The sequence below is a fragment of the Zunongwangia profunda SM-A87 genome (assembly GCF_000023465.1).
Lineage (GTDB): Bacteria > Bacteroidota > Bacteroidia > Flavobacteriales > Flavobacteriaceae > Zunongwangia > Zunongwangia profunda.
The window spans coordinates 191,535-214,571 of record NC_014041.1 but is presented as its reverse complement, the minus strand read 5'-3'; the positions used below and the strand labels follow the sequence as shown (position 1 = coordinate 214,571).

At 36.4% G+C, this 23,037-nt stretch carries 21 protein-coding genes; 13 read left to right on the top strand and 8 right to left on the bottom strand.

Going from position 1 to position 23,037, the window contains the following annotated elements; all coding sequences use genetic code 11:
* The first annotated feature begins 30 nt into the window (after window positions 1-30).
* The 11 genes from sufB to hflX all read left to right on the top strand — a co-directional run bounded on the left by sufB (window position 31) and on the right by hflX (window position 9,340).
* Window positions 31-1,476 carry a Fe-S cluster assembly protein SufB gene (gene sufB / locus ZPR_RS01050; protein ID WP_013069729.1) on the top strand — a complete coding sequence of 482 codons (1,446 nt, stop codon included), beginning with the start codon at window positions 31-33 and terminating at the stop codon, window positions 1,474-1,476.
* A 19-nt stretch (window positions 1,477-1,495) separates the two neighbouring features.
* On the top strand, window positions 1,496-1,885 hold the full coding sequence (locus tag ZPR_RS01045) for a hypothetical protein (protein WP_013069728.1): 390 nt from the start codon (window positions 1,496-1,498) through the stop codon (window positions 1,883-1,885).
* A gap of 42 nt (window positions 1,886-1,927) precedes the next feature.
* Window positions 1,928-2,680: a Fe-S cluster assembly ATPase SufC gene (sufC, locus tag ZPR_RS01040; RefSeq protein WP_013069727.1), complete on the top strand. Its 753-nt coding sequence runs from the start codon at window positions 1,928-1,930 to the stop codon at window positions 2,678-2,680.
* A gap of 76 nt (window positions 2,681-2,756) precedes the next feature.
* Window positions 2,757-4,070 (top strand): Fe-S cluster assembly protein SufD, encoded by a 1,314-nt coding sequence (sufD, locus tag ZPR_RS01035; RefSeq protein WP_013069726.1) that lies wholly within the window; start codon window positions 2,757-2,759, stop codon window positions 4,068-4,070.
* A gap of 48 nt (window positions 4,071-4,118) precedes the next feature.
* Complete coding sequence (locus ZPR_RS01030; protein ID WP_013069725.1) at window positions 4,119-5,357, top strand: aminotransferase class V-fold PLP-dependent enzyme; 1,239 nt, start codon at window positions 4,119-4,121, stop codon at window positions 5,355-5,357.
* Window positions 5,311-5,811: an META domain-containing protein gene (locus ZPR_RS01025; protein WP_083759708.1), complete on the top strand. Its 501-nt coding sequence runs from the start codon at window positions 5,311-5,313 to the stop codon at window positions 5,809-5,811. The genes ZPR_RS01030 and ZPR_RS01025 overlap by 47 nt, the downstream gene beginning before the upstream one ends.
* 43 nt (window positions 5,812-5,854) lie before the next feature.
* Window positions 5,855-6,232, top strand: a complete 378-nt coding sequence (locus ZPR_RS01020) for a SufE family protein (protein WP_049771508.1) — start codon at window positions 5,855-5,857, stop codon at window positions 6,230-6,232.
* A gap of 1 nt (window position 6,233) precedes the next feature.
* Window positions 6,234-6,557 (top strand): DUF59 domain-containing protein, encoded by a 324-nt coding sequence (locus tag ZPR_RS01015; RefSeq protein WP_013069722.1) that lies wholly within the window; start codon window positions 6,234-6,236, stop codon window positions 6,555-6,557.
* 9 nt (window positions 6,558-6,566) lie between these two features.
* On the top strand, window positions 6,567-7,082 hold the full coding sequence (locus ZPR_RS01010) for a DUF2480 family protein (RefSeq protein WP_013069721.1): 516 nt from the start codon (window positions 6,567-6,569) through the stop codon (window positions 7,080-7,082).
* Between the two features lie 20 nt (window positions 7,083-7,102).
* Window positions 7,103-7,999 (top strand): DUF3078 domain-containing protein, encoded by an 897-nt coding sequence (locus tag ZPR_RS01005; protein WP_013069720.1) that lies wholly within the window; start codon window positions 7,103-7,105, stop codon window positions 7,997-7,999.
* Between the two features lie 120 nt (window positions 8,000-8,119).
* Window positions 8,120-9,340, top strand: a complete 1,221-nt coding sequence (gene hflX, locus ZPR_RS01000) for a GTPase HflX (RefSeq protein ID WP_013069719.1) — start codon at window positions 8,120-8,122, stop codon at window positions 9,338-9,340.
* 125 nt (window positions 9,341-9,465) lie between these two features.
* Here the strand turns inward: hflX and ZPR_RS00995 are convergent, their stop codons facing one another.
* Entirely contained in the window at window positions 9,466-9,666 is a 201-nt protein-coding gene (locus ZPR_RS00995) for a ClbS/DfsB family four-helix bundle protein (RefSeq protein ID WP_013069718.1), read from the bottom strand.
* Window positions 9,667-9,739: 73 nt separating this feature from the next.
* Here ZPR_RS00995 and ZPR_RS00990 point away from each other — a divergent pair, with 73 nt between their 5' ends.
* Window positions 9,740-10,465 carry a hypothetical protein gene (locus ZPR_RS00990; RefSeq protein ID WP_013069717.1) on the top strand — a complete coding sequence of 242 codons (726 nt, stop codon included), beginning with the start codon at window positions 9,740-9,742 and terminating at the stop codon, window positions 10,463-10,465.
* On the opposite strand, the gene ZPR_RS00985 is transcribed toward ZPR_RS00990, so the two are convergent.
* From ZPR_RS00985 to ZPR_RS00975, 3 genes are read right to left on the bottom strand one after another with little or no spacing between them, the layout of a single operon-like run.
* A complete protein-coding gene (locus tag ZPR_RS00985) occupies window positions 10,466-10,861 on the bottom strand; it encodes a hypothetical protein (RefSeq protein WP_013069716.1) in 396 nt (131 codons plus the stop codon).
* Window positions 10,862-10,899: 38 nt separating this feature from the next.
* Window positions 10,900-12,267, bottom strand: coding sequence for a DUF5689 domain-containing protein (locus ZPR_RS00980; RefSeq protein WP_086026159.1), 1,368 nt, complete (start codon window positions 12,265-12,267; stop codon window positions 10,900-10,902).
* A gap of 1 nt (window position 12,268) precedes the next feature.
* Window positions 12,269-15,055 carry a TonB-dependent receptor gene (locus tag ZPR_RS00975; RefSeq protein ID WP_233421335.1) on the bottom strand — a complete coding sequence of 929 codons (2,787 nt, stop codon included), beginning with the start codon at window positions 15,053-15,055 and terminating at the stop codon, window positions 12,269-12,271.
* Window positions 15,056-15,196: 141 nt separating this feature from the next.
* Here ZPR_RS00975 and ZPR_RS00970 point away from each other — a divergent pair, with 141 nt between their 5' ends.
* Entirely contained in the window at window positions 15,197-16,237 is a 1,041-nt protein-coding gene (locus ZPR_RS00970) for an endonuclease/exonuclease/phosphatase family protein (RefSeq protein ID WP_013069713.1), read from the top strand.
* Window positions 16,238-16,272: 35 nt separating this feature from the next.
* Here ZPR_RS00970 and ZPR_RS00965 read toward each other — a convergent pair whose 3' ends face one another.
* The 4 genes from ZPR_RS00965 to ZPR_RS00950 all read right to left on the bottom strand — a co-directional run bounded on the left by ZPR_RS00965 (window position 16,273) and on the right by ZPR_RS00950 (window position 22,787).
* Entirely contained in the window at window positions 16,273-16,710 is a 438-nt protein-coding gene (locus ZPR_RS00965; protein ID WP_041578476.1) for a hypothetical protein, read from the bottom strand.
* Window positions 16,711-16,734: 24 nt separating this feature from the next.
* A complete protein-coding gene (locus ZPR_RS00960; RefSeq protein ID WP_013069711.1) occupies window positions 16,735-18,387 on the bottom strand; it encodes an Ig-like domain-containing protein in 1,653 nt (550 codons plus the stop codon).
* A gap of 121 nt (window positions 18,388-18,508) precedes the next feature.
* Window positions 18,509-20,224 (bottom strand): hypothetical protein, encoded by a 1,716-nt coding sequence (locus tag ZPR_RS00955; RefSeq protein WP_148211639.1) that lies wholly within the window; start codon window positions 20,222-20,224, stop codon window positions 18,509-18,511.
* A gap of 10 nt (window positions 20,225-20,234) precedes the next feature.
* Window positions 20,235-22,787 (bottom strand): TonB-dependent receptor, encoded by a 2,553-nt coding sequence (locus ZPR_RS00950; RefSeq protein WP_013069709.1) that lies wholly within the window; start codon window positions 22,785-22,787, stop codon window positions 20,235-20,237.
* Window positions 22,788-23,037 lie beyond the last annotated feature (250 nt).

Below are 23,037 nucleotides of genomic sequence, written 5' to 3'. Positions count from 1 at the left end.
ATTTTGAACCTTGAATTATAAAATACTGAAATGGCATACACTGAAGACGACTTAAAAAAAGAACTCGAAACCAAAGAATATGAGTACGGATTTTATACAGATATAGAATCTGATACCTTTCCTGTTGGTTTAAACGAGGATATTGTTAGAGCAATCTCTAAAAAGAAAGAAGAACCGGAATGGATGACAGAATGGAGACTGGAAGCTTTTAGAGCATGGGAACAAATGGAAGAGCCTGAATGGGCAAACGTGCACTATAAAAAACCAGATTTCCAAAATATTTCTTACTACTCGGCTCCTAACAAAAAACCTAAATACGATAGTTTAGATGAAGTTGATCCCGAGTTGCTGGATACTTTTAAAAAGCTAGGCATCTCTATAGACGAGCAGAAAAAACTAGCTGGAGTTGCCGTAGATGTGGTCATGGATTCAGTTTCTGTAACCACTACTTTTAAAAAGACACTGGCTGAAAAAGGTATTATTTTCTGTTCGATTTCAGAAGCTATTAAAGAACATCCTGAATTAGTTAAAAAATATATAGGCTCTGTTGTTCCTAAGAAGGATAACTTCTACGCAGCATTAAATTCGGCTGTTTTTAGTGATGGGTCTTTCTGTTATATTCCAAAAGGCGTTCGTTGCCCGATGGAACTTTCTACATATTTCAGAATTAATCAGGCAGGAACCGGGCAATTTGAAAGAACTTTAGTCATTGCAGATGAAGGCAGCTATGTGAGCTACCTTGAAGGTTGTACCGCTCCAATGCGTGACGAAAATCAGTTGCACGCTGCCGTAGTAGAACTAGTAGCTTTAGATGATGCTGAAATAAAATACAGCACCGTACAAAACTGGTTCCCAGGCGGAAAAGATGGTAAAGGAGGAGTTTTTAACTTTGTTACCAAAAGAGGTCTTTGCGAGAAAAATGCAAAAATCTCCTGGACACAGGTCGAAACAGGATCTGCAGTTACCTGGAAGTACCCTTCATGTATCCTAAAAGGAGATAATTCAGTTGGAGAATTTTATTCAATCGCGGTAACAAATAATTATCAGCAAGCTGATACAGGAACAAAAATGGTTCATCTTGGTAAAAACACCAGGAGCACCATTATCTCTAAAGGAATCTCTGCAGGGAAATCGCAAAATTCGTATCGTGGTTTGGTACAAATAAATCCGCGTGCAGACAATGCAAGAAACTTTTCACAATGTGATTCCCTTTTAATGGGCAACGCTTGCGGTGCACACACTTTCCCATATATCGAGGCAAAAAACAAAACCGCAAAGGTAGAGCACGAAGCCACGACCAGTAAAATTGGTGAAGACCAGATTTTTTACTGTAATCAGCGAGGAATTGACACTGAAAAAGCAATTGCTCTAATCGTTAATGGCTTTAGTAAAGAAGTATTAAATAAACTGCCGATGGAGTTCGCTGTAGAAGCACAAAAACTATTAGAGATTTCATTAGAAGGTTCTGTAGGATAAGCGATCTAAGTTGTAGAAAATGAAGAAAGTTCTGTTTATATTTTTAGTGCTTTTCACAATTGCATCCTGTAAAGATGATACTGCAAAGGCGGTGCAGGAAAATAATACTGCAGAGGAAGAGACTGAACAGGATACCGTACCCACAGTAAGTGGTAAATTCATTTTCACTGAAAAAGACGCCATTTTAAGAGGCGATGACTTTATATACAATGTCGAAATAGACAGCTTAAGCCGAAATTTAGGAAAACAAGTTGAAGCTTATAAAACTGATGATTTCGAAATGGTTCCGGTAAAGGTTAAAGGAAAAATAAAACAAAGTCCAAGACAAACCGGTATCAAAAAAAATATAGAATTACGAGAAATTGTAGCTATCCTTACCGATAGCATAAGAAATAAAAGACAGGAATAACAAACATAGTTTAGGCTTGGCCTAAATGTATACCAAATAATTATGCTTAAGATAAAGAATTTACACGCAAGTATAGAAGGAAAAGAAATTCTAAAGGGAATCGATCTTGAGATTAACCCGGGTGAAGTACACGCTATTATGGGTCCTAACGGATCTGGAAAAAGTACTTTATCTTCTGTCATTGCAGGTAGAGAAGAATACGAAATGACAGATGGTGAAATCATTTTTGAAAACGAAGACCTTGCTGAACTTGATCCAGAGGAAAGAGCTCATAAAGGTATTTTTCTTTCTTTTCAATACCCGGTGGAAATTCCAGGAGTATCGGTAACTAACTTTATGAAGACTGCAATCAACGCACATCGTAAAGCTAATGGTTTAGACGATATGCCAGCTAACGAAATGCTTAAGCTTATTCGTGAAAAATCTGAGTTACTGGAAATCGATCGTAAATTTTTATCCAGATCATTAAACGAAGGATTTTCTGGTGGAGAGAAAAAGAGAAACGAGATTTTCCAAATGGCAATGCTAGAGCCAAAATTATCTATTTTGGACGAAACAGACTCTGGTTTGGATATCGATGCGCTAAGAATTGTATCAAATGGGGTGAATAAATTAAGAACTGAAAACAATGCCGTTCTTGTAATTACACACTATCAAAGACTTTTAAATTATATTGTACCAGATGTTGTACACGTGTTAATCGATGGTAAAATCGTTAAAACAGGCGGAAAAGAACTTGCTTACGAATTAGAAGAAAGAGGTTACGACTGGATTAAGCAAGAAAAAGCAGTTTAATATCGAAATTCTATAAAAACAGGTCGGTTTTTCGATCTCCCTAAGAATTTGTATTACAACTGATAAACAGAAGAAAATGGAATTAAAAGATAAATTAGTATCATCATTTTTAGCTTTCGACGAGCAATATCAGGTAGGTGATGATGTTCATCAAATAAGAAGTCAGGCAATAAAAGATTTTGAAACCATTGGTTTCCCTAGCAAAAAAGAGGAAGCCTGGAAATATACTTCTCTAAAATCTACTCTTAAACATGACTATAGCATTTTCCCAAAAGAAGAAAATGCGATAGAGTACAGCCAGATAAAAAAGTACCTTATTCATGATATAGACACCTATGATTTGGTATTTATCGATGGTATTTATTCATCTCATTTATCAAATACCACACACGATAAAATTGATGTCTGTTTAATGTCTTCTGCATTAAATAAGGACAAATTCAAACCGGTTATCGATAATTACTTTAACAAACTTGCTCCAAAAAATGGTCTTAATGCCCTAAATACTGCATTTACCAAAGAGGGTGCTTATATACATATTCATAAAAATATAATGGCAGATAAGCCTATTCAGATCATTAATTTCTCTACAGGAAATGAATCATCTTTATTGCTTCAGCCAAGAAACCTTATTGTGGTCGATGAGAACTCTCATGTTCAAATTATCGAAAAACACCAAAGTTTAACCAGTCATCCGGTGTTAACCAATTCGGTTACTGAAATTTTTGCAGATCGCCGGGCCATTGTAGATTATTATAAAATCCAGAATGATAAAGAAACTTCTTCTTTAATCGATAATACATTTATCGAGCAAAAAGACGAGAGTAACTGTTCTGTACATACCTTTTCTTTTGGTGGGAACCTTACCAGAAACAATCTTAACTTCTATCAAAAGGGAGAGCGTATCGACTCGACCATGAAAGGAGTTACCATTATTGAGGGGAAACAGCATGTAGATCATAACACACTTGTTCACCATATCTATCCTAACTGTGAAAGCCATCAGGATTATAAAGGAATTTTCTCAGATAAATCTGTTGGAGTATTTAACGGGAAAGTGGTTGTAGAAAAAGAGGCTCAAAAAACCAACGCGTATCAAGCTAACAATAACATCCTGGTAGATGATAAGGCAACTATCAACTCCAAACCCCAGCTAGAGATCTTTGCAGATGATGTACGTTGCAGTCACGGTTGTACGATCGGGCAGTTAGATGAAGAAGCATTATTTTATCTACAATCAAGAGGAATTCCCAGAAAAGAAGCTCGTGGATTATTAATGTATGCTTTCGCTAACAACGTATTAGAAAGTGTAAAAATTCCAGAAATCAAGAAAAGAATCAATAATCTTATTGCTGAAAAACTTGGGGTTGAACTGGGTTTCAACCTATAGAAACCTATTTTTGAAGTAGCCCTTTTTATTCAGCAAAAACTTTAAGATATGAGTACAGCTACTGAAGCATTAGCATATAACGTAGAAAAAACCAGAAAGGATTTCCCTATTCTTAAACGAGAAATAAACGGGTATCCTCTCGTTTATTTTGATAACGCTGCAACTTCGCAAACACCACAACAGGTAATCGATGTTATCGTAGATTATTATTCTAATTATAATGCGAATATTCATCGTGGTGTACACGCTTTATCACAGGAGGCTACGGATAAATATGAACAGGCACGTAAAAAAATCCAGGAGCATTTTAATGCTAAAAAGACCCATGAAATCATTTTCACCTCAGGGACTACCCATGGGATCAATCTTGTAGCCAACGGTTTTGCTTCTTTACTGCATAAAGGGGACGAAATTATCGTTTCTGCCTTGGAGCATCATTCTAATATTGTACCGTGGCAAATTTTAGCTGAAAAAACCGGAGCTGTTTTAAAAGTCATTCCCATGAATCAGGAAGGAGAATTAATCTATCCTGCTTTCGAAGAATTACTTTCAGAAAAAACAAAGCTTGTATTTGTGAACCATGTCTCTAATGCTTTAGGTACCGTAAATCCTATTAAAAAAATAATCGACAAAGCTCACCAATACGATGCTGCCGTTTTAGTTGATGGTGCGCAGGCTGCGCCACATATTAAAGCAGATGTTCAGGCCTTAGATGTCGATTTTTACGTGGTTTCTGCACATAAAATGTGTGGTCCTACAGGGGTGGGCATGCTCTATGGAAAAGAAGAATGGCTTACTAAATTACCACCCTATCAGGGCGGTGGCGAAATGATCGCTACGGTAACTTTTGAAAAAACTACTTATGCCGATCTTCCCCATAAATTTGAAGCCGGGACCCCTAATATCTGTGGAGGTATCGCTTTTGGAGCAGCGCTAGATTACATCAATACCATAGGTATCGAAAAAATTGCTGCTTACGAAGAAGAATTGCTTCATTATGCTACTAAAAAACTTCTGGAAATCGACGGAATGGAGATTTACGGAGTTTCAAAGGAAAAAACAGCAGTAATTTCTTTTAATATTAACGGGATGCATCCGTATGATATTGGTACTATTCTCGACAAATTGGGTATAGCAGTGAGGACCGGGCACCATTGTGCACAACCTATTATGGATTTTTATAAAATTCCAGGTACGGTTCGCGCTTCTTTTTCGTTTTATAATACAAAAGAAGAAATAGATGTATTTATCAAAGCCGTTGTCAAAGCTAAAACCATGCTCACTTAGATCTTTGGCGATTTTAGCGATTTTCAGTTCCATTCTTTTAAGCGCTTGTAAACAGGAACATCAACCAAAAGAAACGCCCAATATTAGCCAAACCGAACGAAAAACGTTAAACAATTCTGAAATTTCAGGTAAATATTCGGTTAAAACCCTGAATAATAACACTGAAAATCTCGGGAATCTTATATTTGACTTTAATTCAGAAGAAAAAAGGTTAGCTATTACTACGGATTGTAATAACATAACTGCCGAATACGAAATTGGCAAAAACAAACTTCAATTTTCTAATGCCATTAGTACCAGGAAGTTTTGCCAGGGAGCAATGGATAATGAAAATACAATCTCTAAAGTGTTACCAAAAATAGAGAAGTTCAGTTTTTCTGAAAAAGAGCTTAAGTTATTATCAAATGATAACAAGGTTTTAATTAGCCTTATAAAAACCGAAAAAAGTGAGTAAGTCTATACGAGAAATACAGGAAGAAATCATAGATGAATTTTCGATGTTCGAGGATTGGATGCAGCGTTATGAATATATGATCGAACTTGGAAAATCCCTTCCGTTGATCGACGAAAAATATAAAATCGAAGAAAATCTAATTAAAGGATGCCAAAGTAAAGTTTGGGTTCATGCCGAATTAAATGGGGAGAAGCTTGAATTCACAGCAGATAGTGATGCGATTATAACCAAAGGTATCGTAGCGATTTTAATCAGAGCTTTTTCCGGGCATCATCCGTCTGATATTCTGGAAGCAGATACCCAGTTTATCGATGAAATTGGATTAAAAGAACACTTATCCCCCACCCGAGCCAACGGGCTGGTAAGTATGATCAAACAACTAAAAATGTATGCAATAGCATATCAAACCCAATTAAAATAAAATGGAACAGGAAATCGACACTCAGGAATTGGGAGAAAAAATCGTAAAAGTTTTAAAAACTATTTACGATCCCGAAATCCCTGTAGATATATATGAACTGGGGCTTATTTACGATGTTATGGTAAGTACAGATTATGATGTAAAAATCTTAATGACCCTTACCACACCAAACTGCCCGGTAGCCGAATCATTACCAAGGGAGGTTGAGGAAAAAGTAAAATCACTGGATGAAGTTGAAGATTGTGAAGTTGAAATTACTTTCGATCCGCCGTGGAGCCAGGATTTAATGAGTGAAGGCGCTAAATTAGAATTAGGACTATTATAAAACACATGCATGGCTACAGAAGAAATTATAAATCGGGTAGCAAACAGTAAACTAGTCACTTTTAATCTTGAGGATTATTATCCAAAAGGTCAAAGAGTGACTTTTGATATTTCAAGCTGGTTGCTAGAAGGTTTTGTACTGCGCGAAAGTGCTTTTAGAGAAGAAGCAAAAAATTACGATTGGAGTCAATATCAGGACTGTTACGTCGCGTTATATTGTAGTACAGAGGCTATAATCCCTGCCTGGGCATATATGCTTATTGCGACCTACCTTCAGCCTTATGCAAAAAAAACGGTAAATGGCAGTTTAGAGGATTTGGAAAGCATTCTGTATACTGAGGTTATTCAGCAAATGGATCTTTCAGCCCTAGCAGATAAACCGGTAATTATTAAAGGTTGTGCTAACAAACCTGTCCCTAAAAATGCTTATTTGCTATTGATAAACAAATTGCAACCCATCGTAAAAAGTATTATGTATGGTGAAGCATGCTCCTCTGTACCCTTATATAAAAAGCCAAAAAACTAACCCAAATACTACTATAACCTATGAAAAAAATTTTACTTAGTCTATTAATTTTTGGAGGTGTTCTAAATGCACAGGCCCAGGATAGTGATAGTGATGAGCAAAAAGAAGGCTGGACCACCGAAGGTAACATCCAACTACTTTTTAATCAATCTGCCTTTAATGCCGAATGGACCGGTGGCGGGACATCCAACATCGCTGGTAACCTAATCTTTAATTATGATTTTAATTATCTAAAAGATGATTTTACCTGGGACTCTAAAATTTTGGTAGACTACGGACTTACAAAACAAAAAGGAGATGAGTTTCCCAGAAAAACCAGTGACCGCTTAGAGTTTAATTCGGTTGCCGGTAAACAGGTAGAAGATTCTAATTGGTTTTACTCATTTTTTACAAATTTCAGAACTCAGGTAACCAAAGGCTACACCTTTAGTAAAGATGCAGAAACAGGGGAAACTATTCGTACCGAGCGTACCAGCTTTTTTTCTCCTGCTTATCTTCAATTTGGTCCCGGTATGCTTTGGAAGAAAAGTGAGAACTTTTATGTAAACATCGCTCCGGCTACAGCTAGATTTATATTCGTAGATTCCGATTTTACCAGTGTAGAAGGTTATCAGGATGGTGATTATTTTGGTGTAGATAAGGGAAGTTCTTCACGATTTGAACTTGGTGCTTCCGTTTCAGCTTATGCAAAATTCGATATTATCGAGAATGTAAAAATGGAAAACATCCTTAACCTGTATTCCAACTATCTGGAAGACCCCCAAAATGTGGATATCGATTACACGATGAATGTAAAGATGAAAATCAACGATCTACTTTCAACAAATTTTATTTTCCAGACCATTTATGACGATAATGCCGTAGGTGCATTTCAGGTAAGAGAAGTATTTGGTTTAGGATTTAATTACAGCTTCTAAACGGTATAAAATACTAAATTTTAAAGCCTGTAAGTTAATTACAGGCTTTTTTTGGTTAAATTATTTTGAAAAAATTATACGCTAAATCACAATACTAATCTATTGTGTACCTTTGTAGTTATGATTGAAAAAACAGATTTAAGTTACGAAAAAGCGGTTCTTATTGGGATCATTACTAAGGACCAAAATGAAGATAAATTAGAGGAATATCTGGACGAGCTAGAATTCCTTACCTATACTGCCGGCGGAGAGGTTGCAAAACGTTTTTCGCAAAAAATGGATTTCCCTAACCCAAAAACCTTTATTGGGTCTGGGAAGATGGAAGAAGTACGAATTTACGTTTCTGAAAACGAAATTGGTACCGCCATTTTTGATGACGAACTATCCCCTGCGCAGCAAAAAAATATAGAGAAAATACTAAAGTGTAAAGTACTGGATCGAACCAATCTTATTCTTGATATTTTTGCACAACGCGCACAAACCAGTTATGCAAGAACCCAGGTAGAACTTGCTCAATATGAGTATTTATTACCTCGACTTGCGGGAATGTGGACGCACCTTGAAAGACAGCGTGGGGGTATTGGTATGCGTGGTCCCGGGGAAACAGAAATCGAAACCGACCGTCGTATCGTTAGGGATAAAATTTCTTTGTTGAAAAAGAAACTCGCTACCATCGACAAACAAATGGAAGTACAGCGTGGAAATCGCGGTCAGCTTGTTAGGGTGGCTTTGGTAGGCTATACCAACGTGGGGAAATCTACTTTAATGAATACTATTAGTAAAAGTGAAGTATTTGCCGAAAATAAACTTTTCGCAACACTGGATACAACGGTTAGAAAAGTGGTTATCCGCAATTTACCGTTCCTTTTAACCGATACGGTAGGATTTATCAGAAAATTACCTACGCAGCTGGTAGAGTCTTTTAAATCGACTTTAGATGAAGTTAGAGAAGCCGATTTATTGTTGCATGTAGTAGATATCTCACATCCTAATTTTGAAGAGCATATCGACTCGGTAAACCAAATTTTGGACGAAATAAAAAGTTCAGATAAACCAAGCGTTATGGTTTTTAATAAGATCGATCAATATGTACCCGAAGAAATTGCTGAAGACGATCTTATGACCGAAAGAACAACCGCGCATTACACGCTAACCGAATGGAAGCAAACCTGGATGAACCGTCTTGGTGATAATGTATTATTTATTTCAGCTTTAGAAAAAGAAAATATGGAGCATTTTAGAAAGAAGGTTTACGAAGCGGTGCGTAAAATCCATATTACTCGCTTTCCATATAACAATTTTCTATATCCGGAATACGATAAATACGGAGAAGAAAAGTAAATATAAAATTTTTCAATCAAGATATAGCAGCGGGTAAATCATTTTTACCCCGCTTTTCTATTTATCTAAATTTAAATTTTATTGTAGTCATTTTGAAGCAAAAATGTAAACCCCTGTAAAAATTTTTATAAAGATTTCACTCCGCCTCCGGGATTTTCTTTAATCGAAATCAGTTTACAAACACTCATTCTGGTATCTTTTGCATGGCCTGCCAGTTCTTTAGCTTTGGTCAATTTTAAAGGAATACCTTCAAAATCTTCTCTCAATTTAGAATAGCTCGTGTGAATATCGCCAATTAATTCTTTCTTATTTTTTCGGGCTGCCATAAGGAATCAACTATAATAAATTCCAGTTTGATTATAAACTAAAATTAGTATCTTCCATTTAAAAATTAAGAAGATGAGGATAATTTTTTCATTTATAGCTTTGTGGATTTTTCAACTTACAAATGCACAAAGTGTAGAGGGATCCTGGGAGCTTATTTTAGAAAATGAAATTCCGACTGAACTCACTACAGTTCGTATTTATCAGGACGGATTTTTTGCTGAAGGCACCAAGCAAGGCGATTACGAATTTAAAAATGCAAAAGGTGGAATTTATGAAACCGAAGGATCTTCTTATACCGAAAAATTCGAGTTCAATTCTGCAGATAAAGAAAAAGTGGGAAGTATCAATAATCTTGCGATTGAAGTATCTAAAGACACACTACGGTTAAAAGGACAGGATTTTTCACAAACCTGGCTTAAAATTGGTGATTATCAGGACGATCTTTCAGGGGTTTGGATTATTACCGGCCGGCAGAAAAATGGTGAAATGCAAAGAAGGGAAACTGGCGATCGCAAAACTATAAAGCTACTTAGCGGAACACGTTTTCAATGGATTGCTTACAACTCGGCCACCGGAGAATTTTTTGCCACAGGCGGCGGCTCGTATCTTCCAAAATATGGCAGATATATCGAGAATATCGAGTTTTTCTCTAAAGACGATTTTCGTGTAGGTGCCAGCTTAACTTTCGACTATCAGATTCTAAACAACGAATGGCATCATCGCGGTAAAAGCTCGGCCGGTGATGCTATTTACGAAATCTGGTCACCCTATAAAACCGAAGAAATTATTAGGGATTAATCAACGGGTTAAAATAGCCTCTGTAGGCAAATAAAAAATTCCCGGTGGATTTTTAGTAAGATTAAAATACAATACATCTTCCTGAGTATGATATTGCATTCTTATTTTACCCTGAGATTGCTCATAGCTACTTTCTATGGTGCCGGCAAAATTCCCTTCAGAGATTTTAAGTAATACAATAGAGAAGGTGTCATCACTAGCGCAATCTATACGTTCGCCATTATCAAAGATGGCGCAATGCTTACCACGGTATTCTTTGTCGCTAATCTTTTCCAGTTCGATATCAAATTGCTGGGAACCGTCTGGCGAAGTCCATTTCCAGGAACCTTCGAGATCCTGGGCACTCATAAAACAGATACCAAAAACAGCAAATATCAGGAATAGTTTAAGTTTCATTCTATAGTAGATTTGGTTAGCAGGCTTTACGAAAATAATTATTCCCCAGTTACTTTTATGTTATCAATATCATAAGTTGTGGTACGTGAAGGATCCCTTCCCTGATAACAAAAGCCTATATAAACTTCAGCAGTAAAACAGGAAAGATCGATCTTAGAATTCTTAAAGCTTTCTCCACTTTGGCTTGAAGGCCCCATAGGAATATTGGCTTCCAGTAAATGCCAGTTTGCATTCTTTGGATCGCCATCAAAATCTTCACTTAGATAAACCTGCAAAATAGTTCCGTTGTCATAAGATGCTTTAATATCAAAAGACAAAACTTCATTTTGCGATTGCGAAAGATCTATGGACGGAGTAATAAGCCAGGCTTCCAATGGATTCTCCCCGGTATTATAGGCCGAAATTCTGATCGTTCTATTCCCGTTAGCAGTGGCATCCACAAATCGCTCTTCTCCTCCGTTTACGTTTAGGTTAGTCCACCCTAAAGGATCTAATTTATTCTCGTTGGTGATTTCAGCAAAGTTTTCTTCAAATAAAATCGTTTCCCCTTCGGTAGTGTTAGTTCCGCAGCTAAAAAATTCGGGGTCACAGCGCTCACCTTTAAACAAGAGATCTTCCGAAGAATTCACCTGAATAATATAAAAATCGTCGTAAAAATCACGTCCTAAAACACCCAATATGCTTCCTGAATTTTCCGGTAAATTAAGCCATCTAAAATCGGCATAAGTGCTTGTGCTTAGCAAAGCCGTATCATCACTACCACATTCTTCTATTTGCCGCAACCCATCGTATTGATCAAAAACTTCAGCCGCAAAAGTGCTATTGGAGGGACTAAATAAATTTCGGTTAAACTGAATATGATTCAACTGCACATAAGTACTTAGTAAATCTGAGGAAAAATCACCAATATTAATCTGCAGCGGAATGATTTCTTCCACAATTTCTGAACGGATTAGATGCTCATCGATTTCTGAAGATACTATAGGGTCAAGATCGCCCCTATTTTGTTTCCCCAACTGAATTAATCCGTTATTTTTCGAAATACTGAGTCCGTTTAATTTTACAAAAACTTTTCTTCCGAAATTATAACGTTGATAGAGTGCATTTTCATCAATCAAAATTTGTATTCCGGCTTCGGGATTTTCAGGATGATCCTGAAGAATGAGTTCATTATAAAAATTACCGGCACGATCAGACGAAATTACATAAGCTTCAAAATACTGATCTCCTGAAAATGTATAGATCTCCCCTGTTTCTTCATTATAACTATTTTTTACAGCACGCAGACTGATTTTGGTGCCTTCTGTGCTTACATTCTCGGGAAGTTGGCTTTGTGGCACTTCATAATCATCGGTCTTCACACAACTGATCAAAATGAGTATAAAAAGGCTTAGAAATTTCTTCATTTTAAAACCGAACATAAAGATTAGCAAAATAAGTGGTACCATAGCCGTACCAGTAACGATTCCCAAAAACCGGTGTTTCGCGTTGCCGATCTTCCTGCAAACTGGTAAAATTTGCATTTCTGGATTGTTCGTAACCTCCCGTTTTATAAAGCTGATCCAGGATATTATTCAGGCTTATAAAAACGCCCACATAATAATCGCCCAATTTCCAGGATTTTCCTCCAATCGCATTCAGCAGAAAATAATTCCCTAAATTTTCCTGTTTAAGATATTTTCTGGCTAATTGCGCATCATAATTTTCTAACGGCAAACCATCGGTATCGGTAGCAAAATTTGCCGTTCGAAGCAACGGACTCACATTGATAAACGCATTTGCAAAATAGTTGGCCGTAAAACCAAACCACCAGTAATTGGGATCACGATATTCAAAACCTAACTGCAAAGCCTGTTGTGGCCCATTTGCGAGCCGATAATTTTTCAATCGAGTTTCTCCATAATTCACATTTCCAGCAAAACTATTGCTGGTTAAATACAAATTAGGGTTATTGGAATAGATAAACTGCCCTAGTGCTACAGCCGATTTTAATTTTATGGTTGAAGTCACCTGAGCTTCAGCACCAAATTCGATTCCTAAATGTTGTTTTTCGGCATCGTATAGAATCTCCTGGACAAAAGCAGTTGTTGTATTTCTCCCCAAACCTGAAAGACCATCAACATAATAAAAAGAAACATCGGTCACATTTCGAAATTGTGTAAAATAGCCGCTGACTTTAAAATTGAAATTTGGCGAACGATAACGGTATGTGGCATCTACACTATACATTTGTTCGCTATCCAGATCCTGAACCACCGTATTATTTTGCCGCGGATTCGCAAAACTATTTTGTAGTGTTGGTGGATTACTGGCAAAAAACAGATTAGAAGAAACGGAATGCCGACCTGTAAAATGATACGTTATCCCAGATTTTAATCCGAAATCGATAAAATTCAGTTCCTTACTTCTCCCAAGTGAATTATCCGGGAATAATCCGTTTTGGTAATTACCAAAACGCTCATAACTTGTTGAACTCACATTTGCAGAAAAGTAAGTTTCAATATTCTTCGTAGCGAATTGAAGTTGTGAAAATGCTTGAAGACTCGTGGCGTTTAGATCATAATTATATTTATAAATATCACCCTGGGACACTAAACGATTGGGGTTTTGTACATCGCTTTGAGCAACCTGCTCTAACGAATAATCATTTATGGGTTCAGCAAAGAAATCGATATCCAGAAAATGATTTGCACCAAAAAGATCGTCGATTTTCGCATAATTATGACTTTGCAAATGCCGAAAATTAATTCCGCCATTCAGTTTAAACATTGCATTTATGGTATGATCAACAATAGCATTCAGATACATGGAATGATCATCATAGCGATCTGCAGTTAAAGCATACACCGCATTATTCCCGTTATTGGTTTCAGCCATGTTCGCGTCATAAATCGCCTGCCAGTTTAATTGTCCATTTTCCCTAAATGCCGCCGCGCTTTTGTATGCTGCTTCATAGTTCTCTCTACCTTCAGATCTTAAAAAATAACTCGGTAAATTTTGATAATAGGCGGGATCTGGATTTTGCCCTCCGCCCTCATAAGAAACCTCATCGTTAAATCGCACTAAATTAGTACCTCCATAATCGATCCTGGTATTCCCGATATGTCCAAACTGATAAGCAACATTGGTATTTATCTTCGTATTTTCTGAAAGATCCCAAAAGTGATTCAGCATCAAAATAGGCTCCTCTACCCGGCGTTGCCGGGAATTTCTGATTTCGTCTCCCTGAAATCCCCAATAGCTATTATATTTTCTTCCTTTTAAATTAAAAACTTCATTGGTGATCGCCGCTGATTTTCCCCGAATATTAGGCGTATAAATTGCCGCAACATTCAGGCTGTGATTTTTGTTTATCTTTTTTTCTACGGAAAGAAAAGCTGACTTCGCCTTATACGAAGTTCCTTCAATATAACCTTCTTCAGCAAATCGCCCCGAAAGGGATAGCGTATAAAACCAATTATTTTTTAATTCTCCAGAACTATAGGTGGCCATAATCCTGGAACGATAGCTCCTATTGGCTGCGGATAAGGTAAGACGACCTCCTTTTGAGTACTTTGATGCCCGCATTACAAAATTGGTAGTACCGGCAAGGCTTCCAAAGCTATTATCCACTGCGGTAAGTCCGAAATTAAAATCCTGATTACGCTGCACATCGTTTAATCCGCCCCAATTACTCCATTGCGGCCTGCCATTTTGGATTTTATTAAGCGGAATACTATTAATCATAACTTTTCCGTACTGGCTATCGTAACCCCGTGGTTTAAAATAGGTCTGACTAAAATCGTAAGCTGCTGCATTTAAAAAAGCGTCCTTGCCAGCGGTTAAAATCGATGAAAATCCAGCATCTATCTGATCATCGTCCAGCTGATTTTCGCTTAAATTTATAGTTCCCAATTGTGACTGCTCTTCGATGACATCTGGAATTAGCCTAATAACCCCTAAATTTAAACTTGCCTGATCCAGAAGTACAGGTAAGCGCAACGACTCAAAACCAGGTTTAGAAATGTTCAATATATAATTTCCCATTTCTAAATCGTCGAATTTTAAAGTAAATCCCCCGTTGCCATCTGTGGTTTCTTTTAGAAAATGATTTTCTATACTCACCGAAACGCCAGCAATCACCTCCTGAGAATTGGCGTTAAGTATTTTTCCAGAAATTAACCTTTCCTGGGCCTGTAAAAAGCCGAAAGACATTGAAATCATCCAAAAAAAGACCAATCCTTTCACTGAAAATCAATACATTAGATATTCAAGTTAACAAATAGTATTCGAAACCGTATAACTTTATCAATAAAAATTAAGATTTTTAACGCAATCCCTCAAAATAGTAAGATTTTGACTACTAAATTATTACCAGTCCTTTTTCTTTTATACTGCGGAATTGGGTTTTCCCAAGATCAGGATACCTACGATGTTTTGACCATTGCTTTTTATAATACAGAGAATCTTTTTGATACCCAGAATGATGATTTTACTTTTGATGATGACCGTACACCTGAAGGTAAAGATGCCTGGACTAAAGAAAAGTATGAACTGAAATTAAACCATATTGGGCAAGTAGTATCTGAAATTGGGACAGAATTATCTGGCCATAGCCCTGAAATTATTGGATTATGTGAAGTAGAAAATATCAGGGTACTTGAAGACTTATTAAACACTGAAAAATTACAAAATAAGAACTACAAAATCATTCATTTTGATTCACCAGATCGCCGCGGAATAGATAACGCGCTCCTTTATAACACCAAAGTATTTACTCCTACACAATCTAGAAATATTGAAGTTTTAATTCGAAATGAAGAAGGTAAGAGAATCTACACTAGAGATATTTTGGTTGCTACGGGACGGATTCAAAATGAAAACTTCGCATTTTTAGTCAACCACTGGCCCTCCAGAAGTGGTGGTGAAAAGGCAAGCCGAAATTATCGAAAATCAGCTGCACTGGTCAACCGAAAAATATGCGATTCACTTTGGGCTATCGATCCTTCTTTAAAAATTATCAATATGGGGGATTTTAATGACGATCCTAAAAACAAGAATGTAAAAAATGTGCTGAAGACTTCAGAAAGTCCAAATCAATTTCAGTTTTATAATCCGATGCTAAAGTTATATAAAAAAGGTGTTGGCAGTTTAGCGTATCGCGACAATTGGAATTTATTTGATCAGATCTTAATCTCTGGAGCAATGATGACTAAAAATTATGAGCATTTTCAGTATTACAAAGCAGGAGTTTTCAAAAAAGATTATTTGGTGACCTCTACGGGGCAGTATAAAGGATACCCCTTCAGAAGTTATGGATATAATGGCTACCTGGGTGGCTATAGCGACCATTTCCCAGTATATCTTTATCTTATAAAAAAGAAAAATCCCCGTTAAAAACAGGGATTTTCGATATTTTGAAGGTTAATTTTTTATAACCATGCGTTCCAAGGAATTCTTGAAAGAAGCACTACCAAAGCAATAGTATAAAATATCGCCAGTGTTTTAAATTTTGGCGTAGAAGTTAATTTCTTTTTGTGTTTTGAATATCCTATGGTAATTAAAGCAATAGCGATAATCATCATCAGGGGGTGCTCTACATTATACAATCTTAGGGTACTGTCCCCCATAACTCCGCCCATTCCAACTTCGCCCCACATTTTAAAATAAGGTGCTACAAAGTAAAGAACAATACCAATAAGTAATTGAATATGAGAAACGATAAGCGTAAAAAGGGATATCCTAAAATTACCGGCACTATATTCTTTACCGGAAACCCAACCAATTATTGCACTTATCGAAGCGATGGTAAGCATTATAACTACTAAATAAGCCCAGTAGGAATGTATAAATTGAACAGTTTGGTACATAATTTTCTTTTTTACAAAAATAGGTTATTCCCATCGATTTTCAGCATCACTTCCGCCCCAAATAAGGGTCACTAAATATGGATTATCGATAAACGGATTTCTATTACCTTGTGCAGCTTCGATTACGTTATTTCTTTGCATTTCGAATTCTGAAACAGGATCTTCTCTATTCCATTTGAGGAAAAGATCTAAGTTTCCTACAGTTTCAATATTTTCACCATAACGAATATTTAGATAAAAAACCATTCGAGCCACATCACCCTTCCAATCGTCACCGGGATACCATTGTTCGTTATTCCCTACAAGACCGTATTCCCCATTGCCATCGGCAAATGGATAGTTAGATCTTTCACTATTAACATCAATATCGATAGATCTTAAATGGTGCAAATCTGTTACCGCATCTGCTGCAGATAATCTTGATTGAGGATAAATATGCTCTGTATTGAAGGTTTCATCATCACCCGGTGGCTCCTGAGTTTGATATTCATCATCTGAGCGGCTTTCTCCAGAGTACATCAAAATTACATTTCCAGGGGTATCAGGATCGGCATCCGCACTATATAAATAATCATGGCGATCTGTGTATGCTAAAATCGTTTCGTGTGCAGCAACAGTAAAATTAGAAAGAGCAAGCTTTAAAAAATCTGAATTTTCTGTAAAGGTTACATCATCATAATAATCCTGTAGATCTGCCGGAATATTAAATGCTATAGGGGCTACTACTTGAACAGTTACCGTAGCGGTACTACAGGAAGCTTCTGGCTGATCATCATCACAAATAGAATATTCGAAAGTATCTTCACCGGTAAAACCAGCTGAGGGCACATAAGTTACGCTACCATCATTATTTAAGGTTACTGTTCCCTCACTTGAAGAACCATCTATACTAGTAAGCGTAGCTCCATCGATTAAATTATCGTTAGCTAACAGCTCTGCAAAAATCGTCTCAGCATCATTAGTATTTACAATTACCGTATCATCTTCGGCATACGGATTACCTTCATCTATTACTTCAATAGTAACCGTAGCAGTATCACAAGAAGTATTCTCATCATCATTACAGATGGTATAGGTAAAGGTATCTGATCCTGCAAAGCCTTCATTAGGTTCATATATAATATTGTTTTCACCGTCGATAGAAACTGTTGCATTTCCACTAGAGGATTCAACCTCTGTTATCATTGCATCTCCAACCAGGTCATCATTATCACCATAATTACGAATTGTTAGCGTTCCATCCTCAGCCACTTCATAAGTATCGTCATTAGCCGTTGGTGGTCCAGGCTTATCTACCTGAATAGTTACTGTGGCTTCTGAACATCTATCTGAATCCCCAGGAACGCAAAGCGAATACATAAAAGTGTCTTCTCCATGAAAATCTGCAGGTGGTACATAAGTATAGGTTCCATCTCGATTATCTGAAATTGTCCCCCCTTCACTACTTTCAATATCAATAGAAAAAAGACGTGCCTTGTCTACAATTTCATCATTCTGAAGGATATCATTTCCGCTAAAAGTAACTTCAACATTTTCTATTGTGCTAAAATTATCATCTACCGCTACTGGATTTTCTTCCTGAGGATTACCAGGTTCATTTGGCGTTCCCTCATCACTACTGCTACATCCAAGGAAGAAACTTCCTAAAAGGAATGCAAAAAAGAAATTCTTTTTCATTAATTCTTGATTTATATTCTAATTTGATTCTAGTATTACAAATATCTTAAATAAAAGAGCTTTAAAAAATAAAACCTTCTGTATTAATACAGAAGGTTTTAAAAAATTCTAAGAATTCAGATTATTCATTAATAACCCATTCTCCAGCTTCATTTTTAATCAAGCTAATACTATTTGTAGTATTTGAACCATCATAAACGGCATAAGTTACAACGTACTTCTGACCAACCTCAGCATTAGGAGCCATGTTATTAAGTACAATACGTGTAGCTTCTAAAATCATATCTGGACTCCAATACGCCCCATTGTCAGATCTAGTGTCGAAGTTGTTATAACGCAACATGCTGCTCACAGGATCAGGATATTTATCCTGTAAAGCACTAGCTATAGTTGCAAAATCGTTTCCGGTAAGCGTATAACGTATGGTATTATCTGGAACCCATACTCCTTCATCATTTAATCCAAATTGTAAAGAAGCTGTCCTTGTGGAAGGTACCACGTTAAATTCTCCATCTTCGAAAATATAATTTACATACTCTGTTGAAGTTTCACCTGAACTATATAAATCATAAGCAACGGCAGTTACATCTCCTTCTTCTGCATACGGATATTGCATTCCCAGATAAATACCTATTCTATATAAGGCTTGATCTTCGTTAGAGAAGTTAGGGTAACTTTGTCCCATTGCTTCATAATCTTCCATATCTAAAGTAAATGGTCTACCCCATGAACCGTTAGTGTAAGCATATACATTTCTAGTAGTAATTGTAGCAGTAGAGGCATTTGAATCTATAACGTAAGCACCATCTGTTTTTACAACATTTATAACTTCTGTACCAGCTGAACCAGTATAAACAGCGTAAGTTACAGCAAACTTAGAGCCATCTGTAGCATTAGGAAACTGTTGATTTAAAAGAAAATCAACCGCTTCAAGGATCATTGCATCTGTCCATTGAGTATCCCTGCCATCTCTCCTATCGAAATTACTGTAATCAGCGGCATTAGAAGCGGGATCTGGAAACTTTTCAGCAAATTCGCTTCCTATCTCATCAAAATCAGAAGCACTAATTTGGTATGAAGTTCCTCCAAAAGCTACATACTCATTTCCATTAAATTGCACGGTCATACTTTCTGTTCCAGCACTTCCATCATAAATCGCATATGAAACGTTATAAATTTGATTAGTAACATCTTCAAAATTGTCTTCTAGTACCACATTTATTGCTTCAAGAATCATATCATTATCCCAGTAGGCATCGCGCCCTTCACGCCTATCGAAATTACTGTACTGAGCAGCACTTGGTGCCGCATCTGGATAATCACTTCCTAACTTCTCTCCTATTAAATCAAAATCTTCAGCATTAATTTCATAAGGAATTTCCTCGGCCACAGTTCTATATTGTAAATCTACATAATCGCCACTTTCAGCTTGAGGAAAAATCTCACCTAAAGCTTCATAAACCTGCGAAGAGCTAGTAAAATAACCTTCTTCTAAACCTATTGCACTATAATCCTGAGAGGTAACTTCATAAAGCTTCACCCGAATAGGATCATAAATATCGTAAATGACATTTATAGATGAATTTTTACCATAGTAAGGATATCGCTCAGAAAGTAAGTCTGGAATGAGTAATCTGGCATCATCCTCACTGTTAAAATTTGGAAAACTAAGACCTAAAAAACCATAATCATCTTCAGTTAATACAATTGATTTATCTGCCAAAGCACCTTCAGAATCAATTTGGTCGTTGACCTGCTCATGTATATCATCCATTGGATCACAACCAATTAAAGTTGCTCCAATAAAAAGTAGTAGTAATATATATATTTTTTTCATTGTCAAATTTTTAGAAGTTAATTTTAGCACCTACACTATAGGTACGTCCAAAACCATACCATACATTAGAATCAACAAGCCCTCTATAATCAGGGTCTTTTACATTTCCTTCTCTTGCATCAGAAATATATTCAGTATCTAATACGTTAAATACATTCGCATTGATAGTAGCATCAAAAGATCCAAACTCGAATTTATGTGTTAAACCTAAATCTAACAATCCTACATCAGGCAATTCAAATGGTCCTTGCAAATCAACAGAATCTCTAACAGTAGGGTCGAAATCTGCAAAATAACGATCATAATAAGTGAAATCACCTCTTAAAAATGTACTAGGAAACACCTCATAATTAAGACCTAATGCTGCTGTAGTTTGAGCCGAATTACCAACTTCTACCCCATCTATAGCAACATTAATTGTTCCTAAGACCGTAGTTCCATCTTCAGCTAAAATATCAACATTGTCAATATTATTGTCCCATTTCCAGTCACCTAAAGACATCATACCTGTTATGTTAAGCCTATCTGTGGCCTTATATTCAAACTCTAGCTCAATACCCTGATGCAACGCATCAACTCCTAAAATATTAGCAAAAATTTGTTGATTGCCCTGAACAAAAGATCTCGCTAAAGTTTTATCTTTCCAAGCTGTTCTATAAAGGTTAAAGTCAACTCGAAGATTCTGATTTCTAAACCCATAACCTAATTCAGCACTGAAAATCTTTTGGTTTTCTGCATCGTCATTTGCAATATTCCTATTATTTAAGAAAACCGTATTAAAAAATGGTGCTCTTTCAAAATAACCTACATTCCCAAAAACTTTGTGGTTGTCGTCTAAATTAAAATTCGCACCTCCTTTAGCTCCGTAAGAGAAAAAATTTATCCAATCTGTTTCCTTATCAGGACCATCATCTGCATATCTAAAATAATCTATTCTTTTATAAGAAGTATTAGAAGCATTTAATGACACAAAAGCAGAAACAAGATCGTTAGAATACTCTGCTTGTGCAAATCCACCTTCCCAAAGTACTAGACCATCATTATAATAATTAATTTTATCTCCTTCTTTTGTAGACCTATTAGGATCATTTACATTAGAGTCATCAGCCCAGTATTGGCCTCCTAAAAGATCCTTTACTTCCTGGAAGTGTCTTCCTTTATAATATCTTAAATCTATACCTCCTACTAAATCCCATCCTTCTCCAACTTCAGTGGAAACTGTAGAAAGCAAGCCTGTCCAAAAATGATCGTTTCTTGAATCATATAAAATAGTTTCTGACCCGTCTGCTCCATTAGCAGCATTTTCACTTACTACACGATCTAAATTTAAGGGCAGATATGGAGCTGGTCTATAATCTGAATCTACACTACGAAGATCAGCATTACCAGTATAACCACCGCCACCACCAGTTCCAAAGGAAACATAAGCAGCTGTAGATAATTCTGTTTTATCACTTATCGTCCAATAGTGATTTAAAGAAATTTGTGGCTTGTGATAAAAATTATCCTGTACATTAACTACCTGACCATTTCTATAGCCCCAGTCACTATTAAATTTTATACCTCTACTACTTCTTTGATAATCCTCTATAGGATGTAAAGTTTCTCTTTGCCCGTGACGCTGAGGCGCTCCAAAAGCAGTCAATGAAAGTTCATGATTTTCATTAATCTCTTTTGCAATATTCACAAAGTAATTATACCCTTCGAATTCAAGACCATCTGCAAATCTTCTACCACTAATTTTTGAAGCGGAAATAGTAGCTGCCCATCCATTTTCAGTTTTACCTGTAGACACAGTAGCACCAAATTTTTGTAAACCATCATTACCAGTAGAAGCTATAACACTCCCTCCCTTTTTCGCATCTGTAGACTTGGTTACAATATTGATAGTTCCTCCAATAGAAGGCACTGCAACTTTAGCTGCTCCCAAACCTCTCTGAGTTTGCATTGTTCTGGTAACATCAGAAAGTCCTGCCCAGTTACTCCAGTAAACACGACCATTTTCCATGTCATTTACCGGTACACCGTTAATCATTACTGCAATGTTTTCTGAATTAAACCCACGCATTCTTATGTCGGCATCTCCAAAGCCACCACCTTGTTTAGTCACATATACACCTGGTGTAGTTTTCAGAATTTCAGGAAATTCCTGGTTTCCTAATTTAGTTTCGATTGTTTCAGCTTTTACTGTAGAAACTGCAACAGGTGTTTTTCTGTCAATTGCTAAAGAGAAGCTGGTAATCACAATTTCATCTAAAGCATTGTCATCTGCCTCTAAAACAATTTCGCCTAAATCCTGGGATCCTCCTGAAAGGCTAAACTGCACTTGTTTAGTTTTAAACCCAACAAAACTCACTTCTAAAGTTCCTGTAGAGCTTTTTACCTCTAATGAAAAATTTCCATCAAAGTCGGTTGTAGTACCAGTCTTAGAACCTACTACCATTACGTTTGCCCCCGGTAGCGGGCCATCCATTTCAGAATCTATTACCGTACCGGTAATAGTCCCCTGAGCAAAAATTGTAGCCGTTGCAAAAAACAACGCTAAAGCTAATAATTTCCTCATGTGTAAAATTTGTTTGATTTGATTTTAGTTCGACGCAAATGAAGTTATTATTCCAAAATCCAACTTTAACGTAATGTTAAGGATTCAATATTTAACACCAATTTGCTCGCCAAAACTAAAACTTTTTTCAAACCTCTGAAATTGAGAGACTAAAAGTTTTTAACTCATATTTAGTTTTATCTTATTTTTATTTTAATATAAATTTTAACTAAACTTTAATGAGAATTTAGTGATTAAACAATGATGTTTT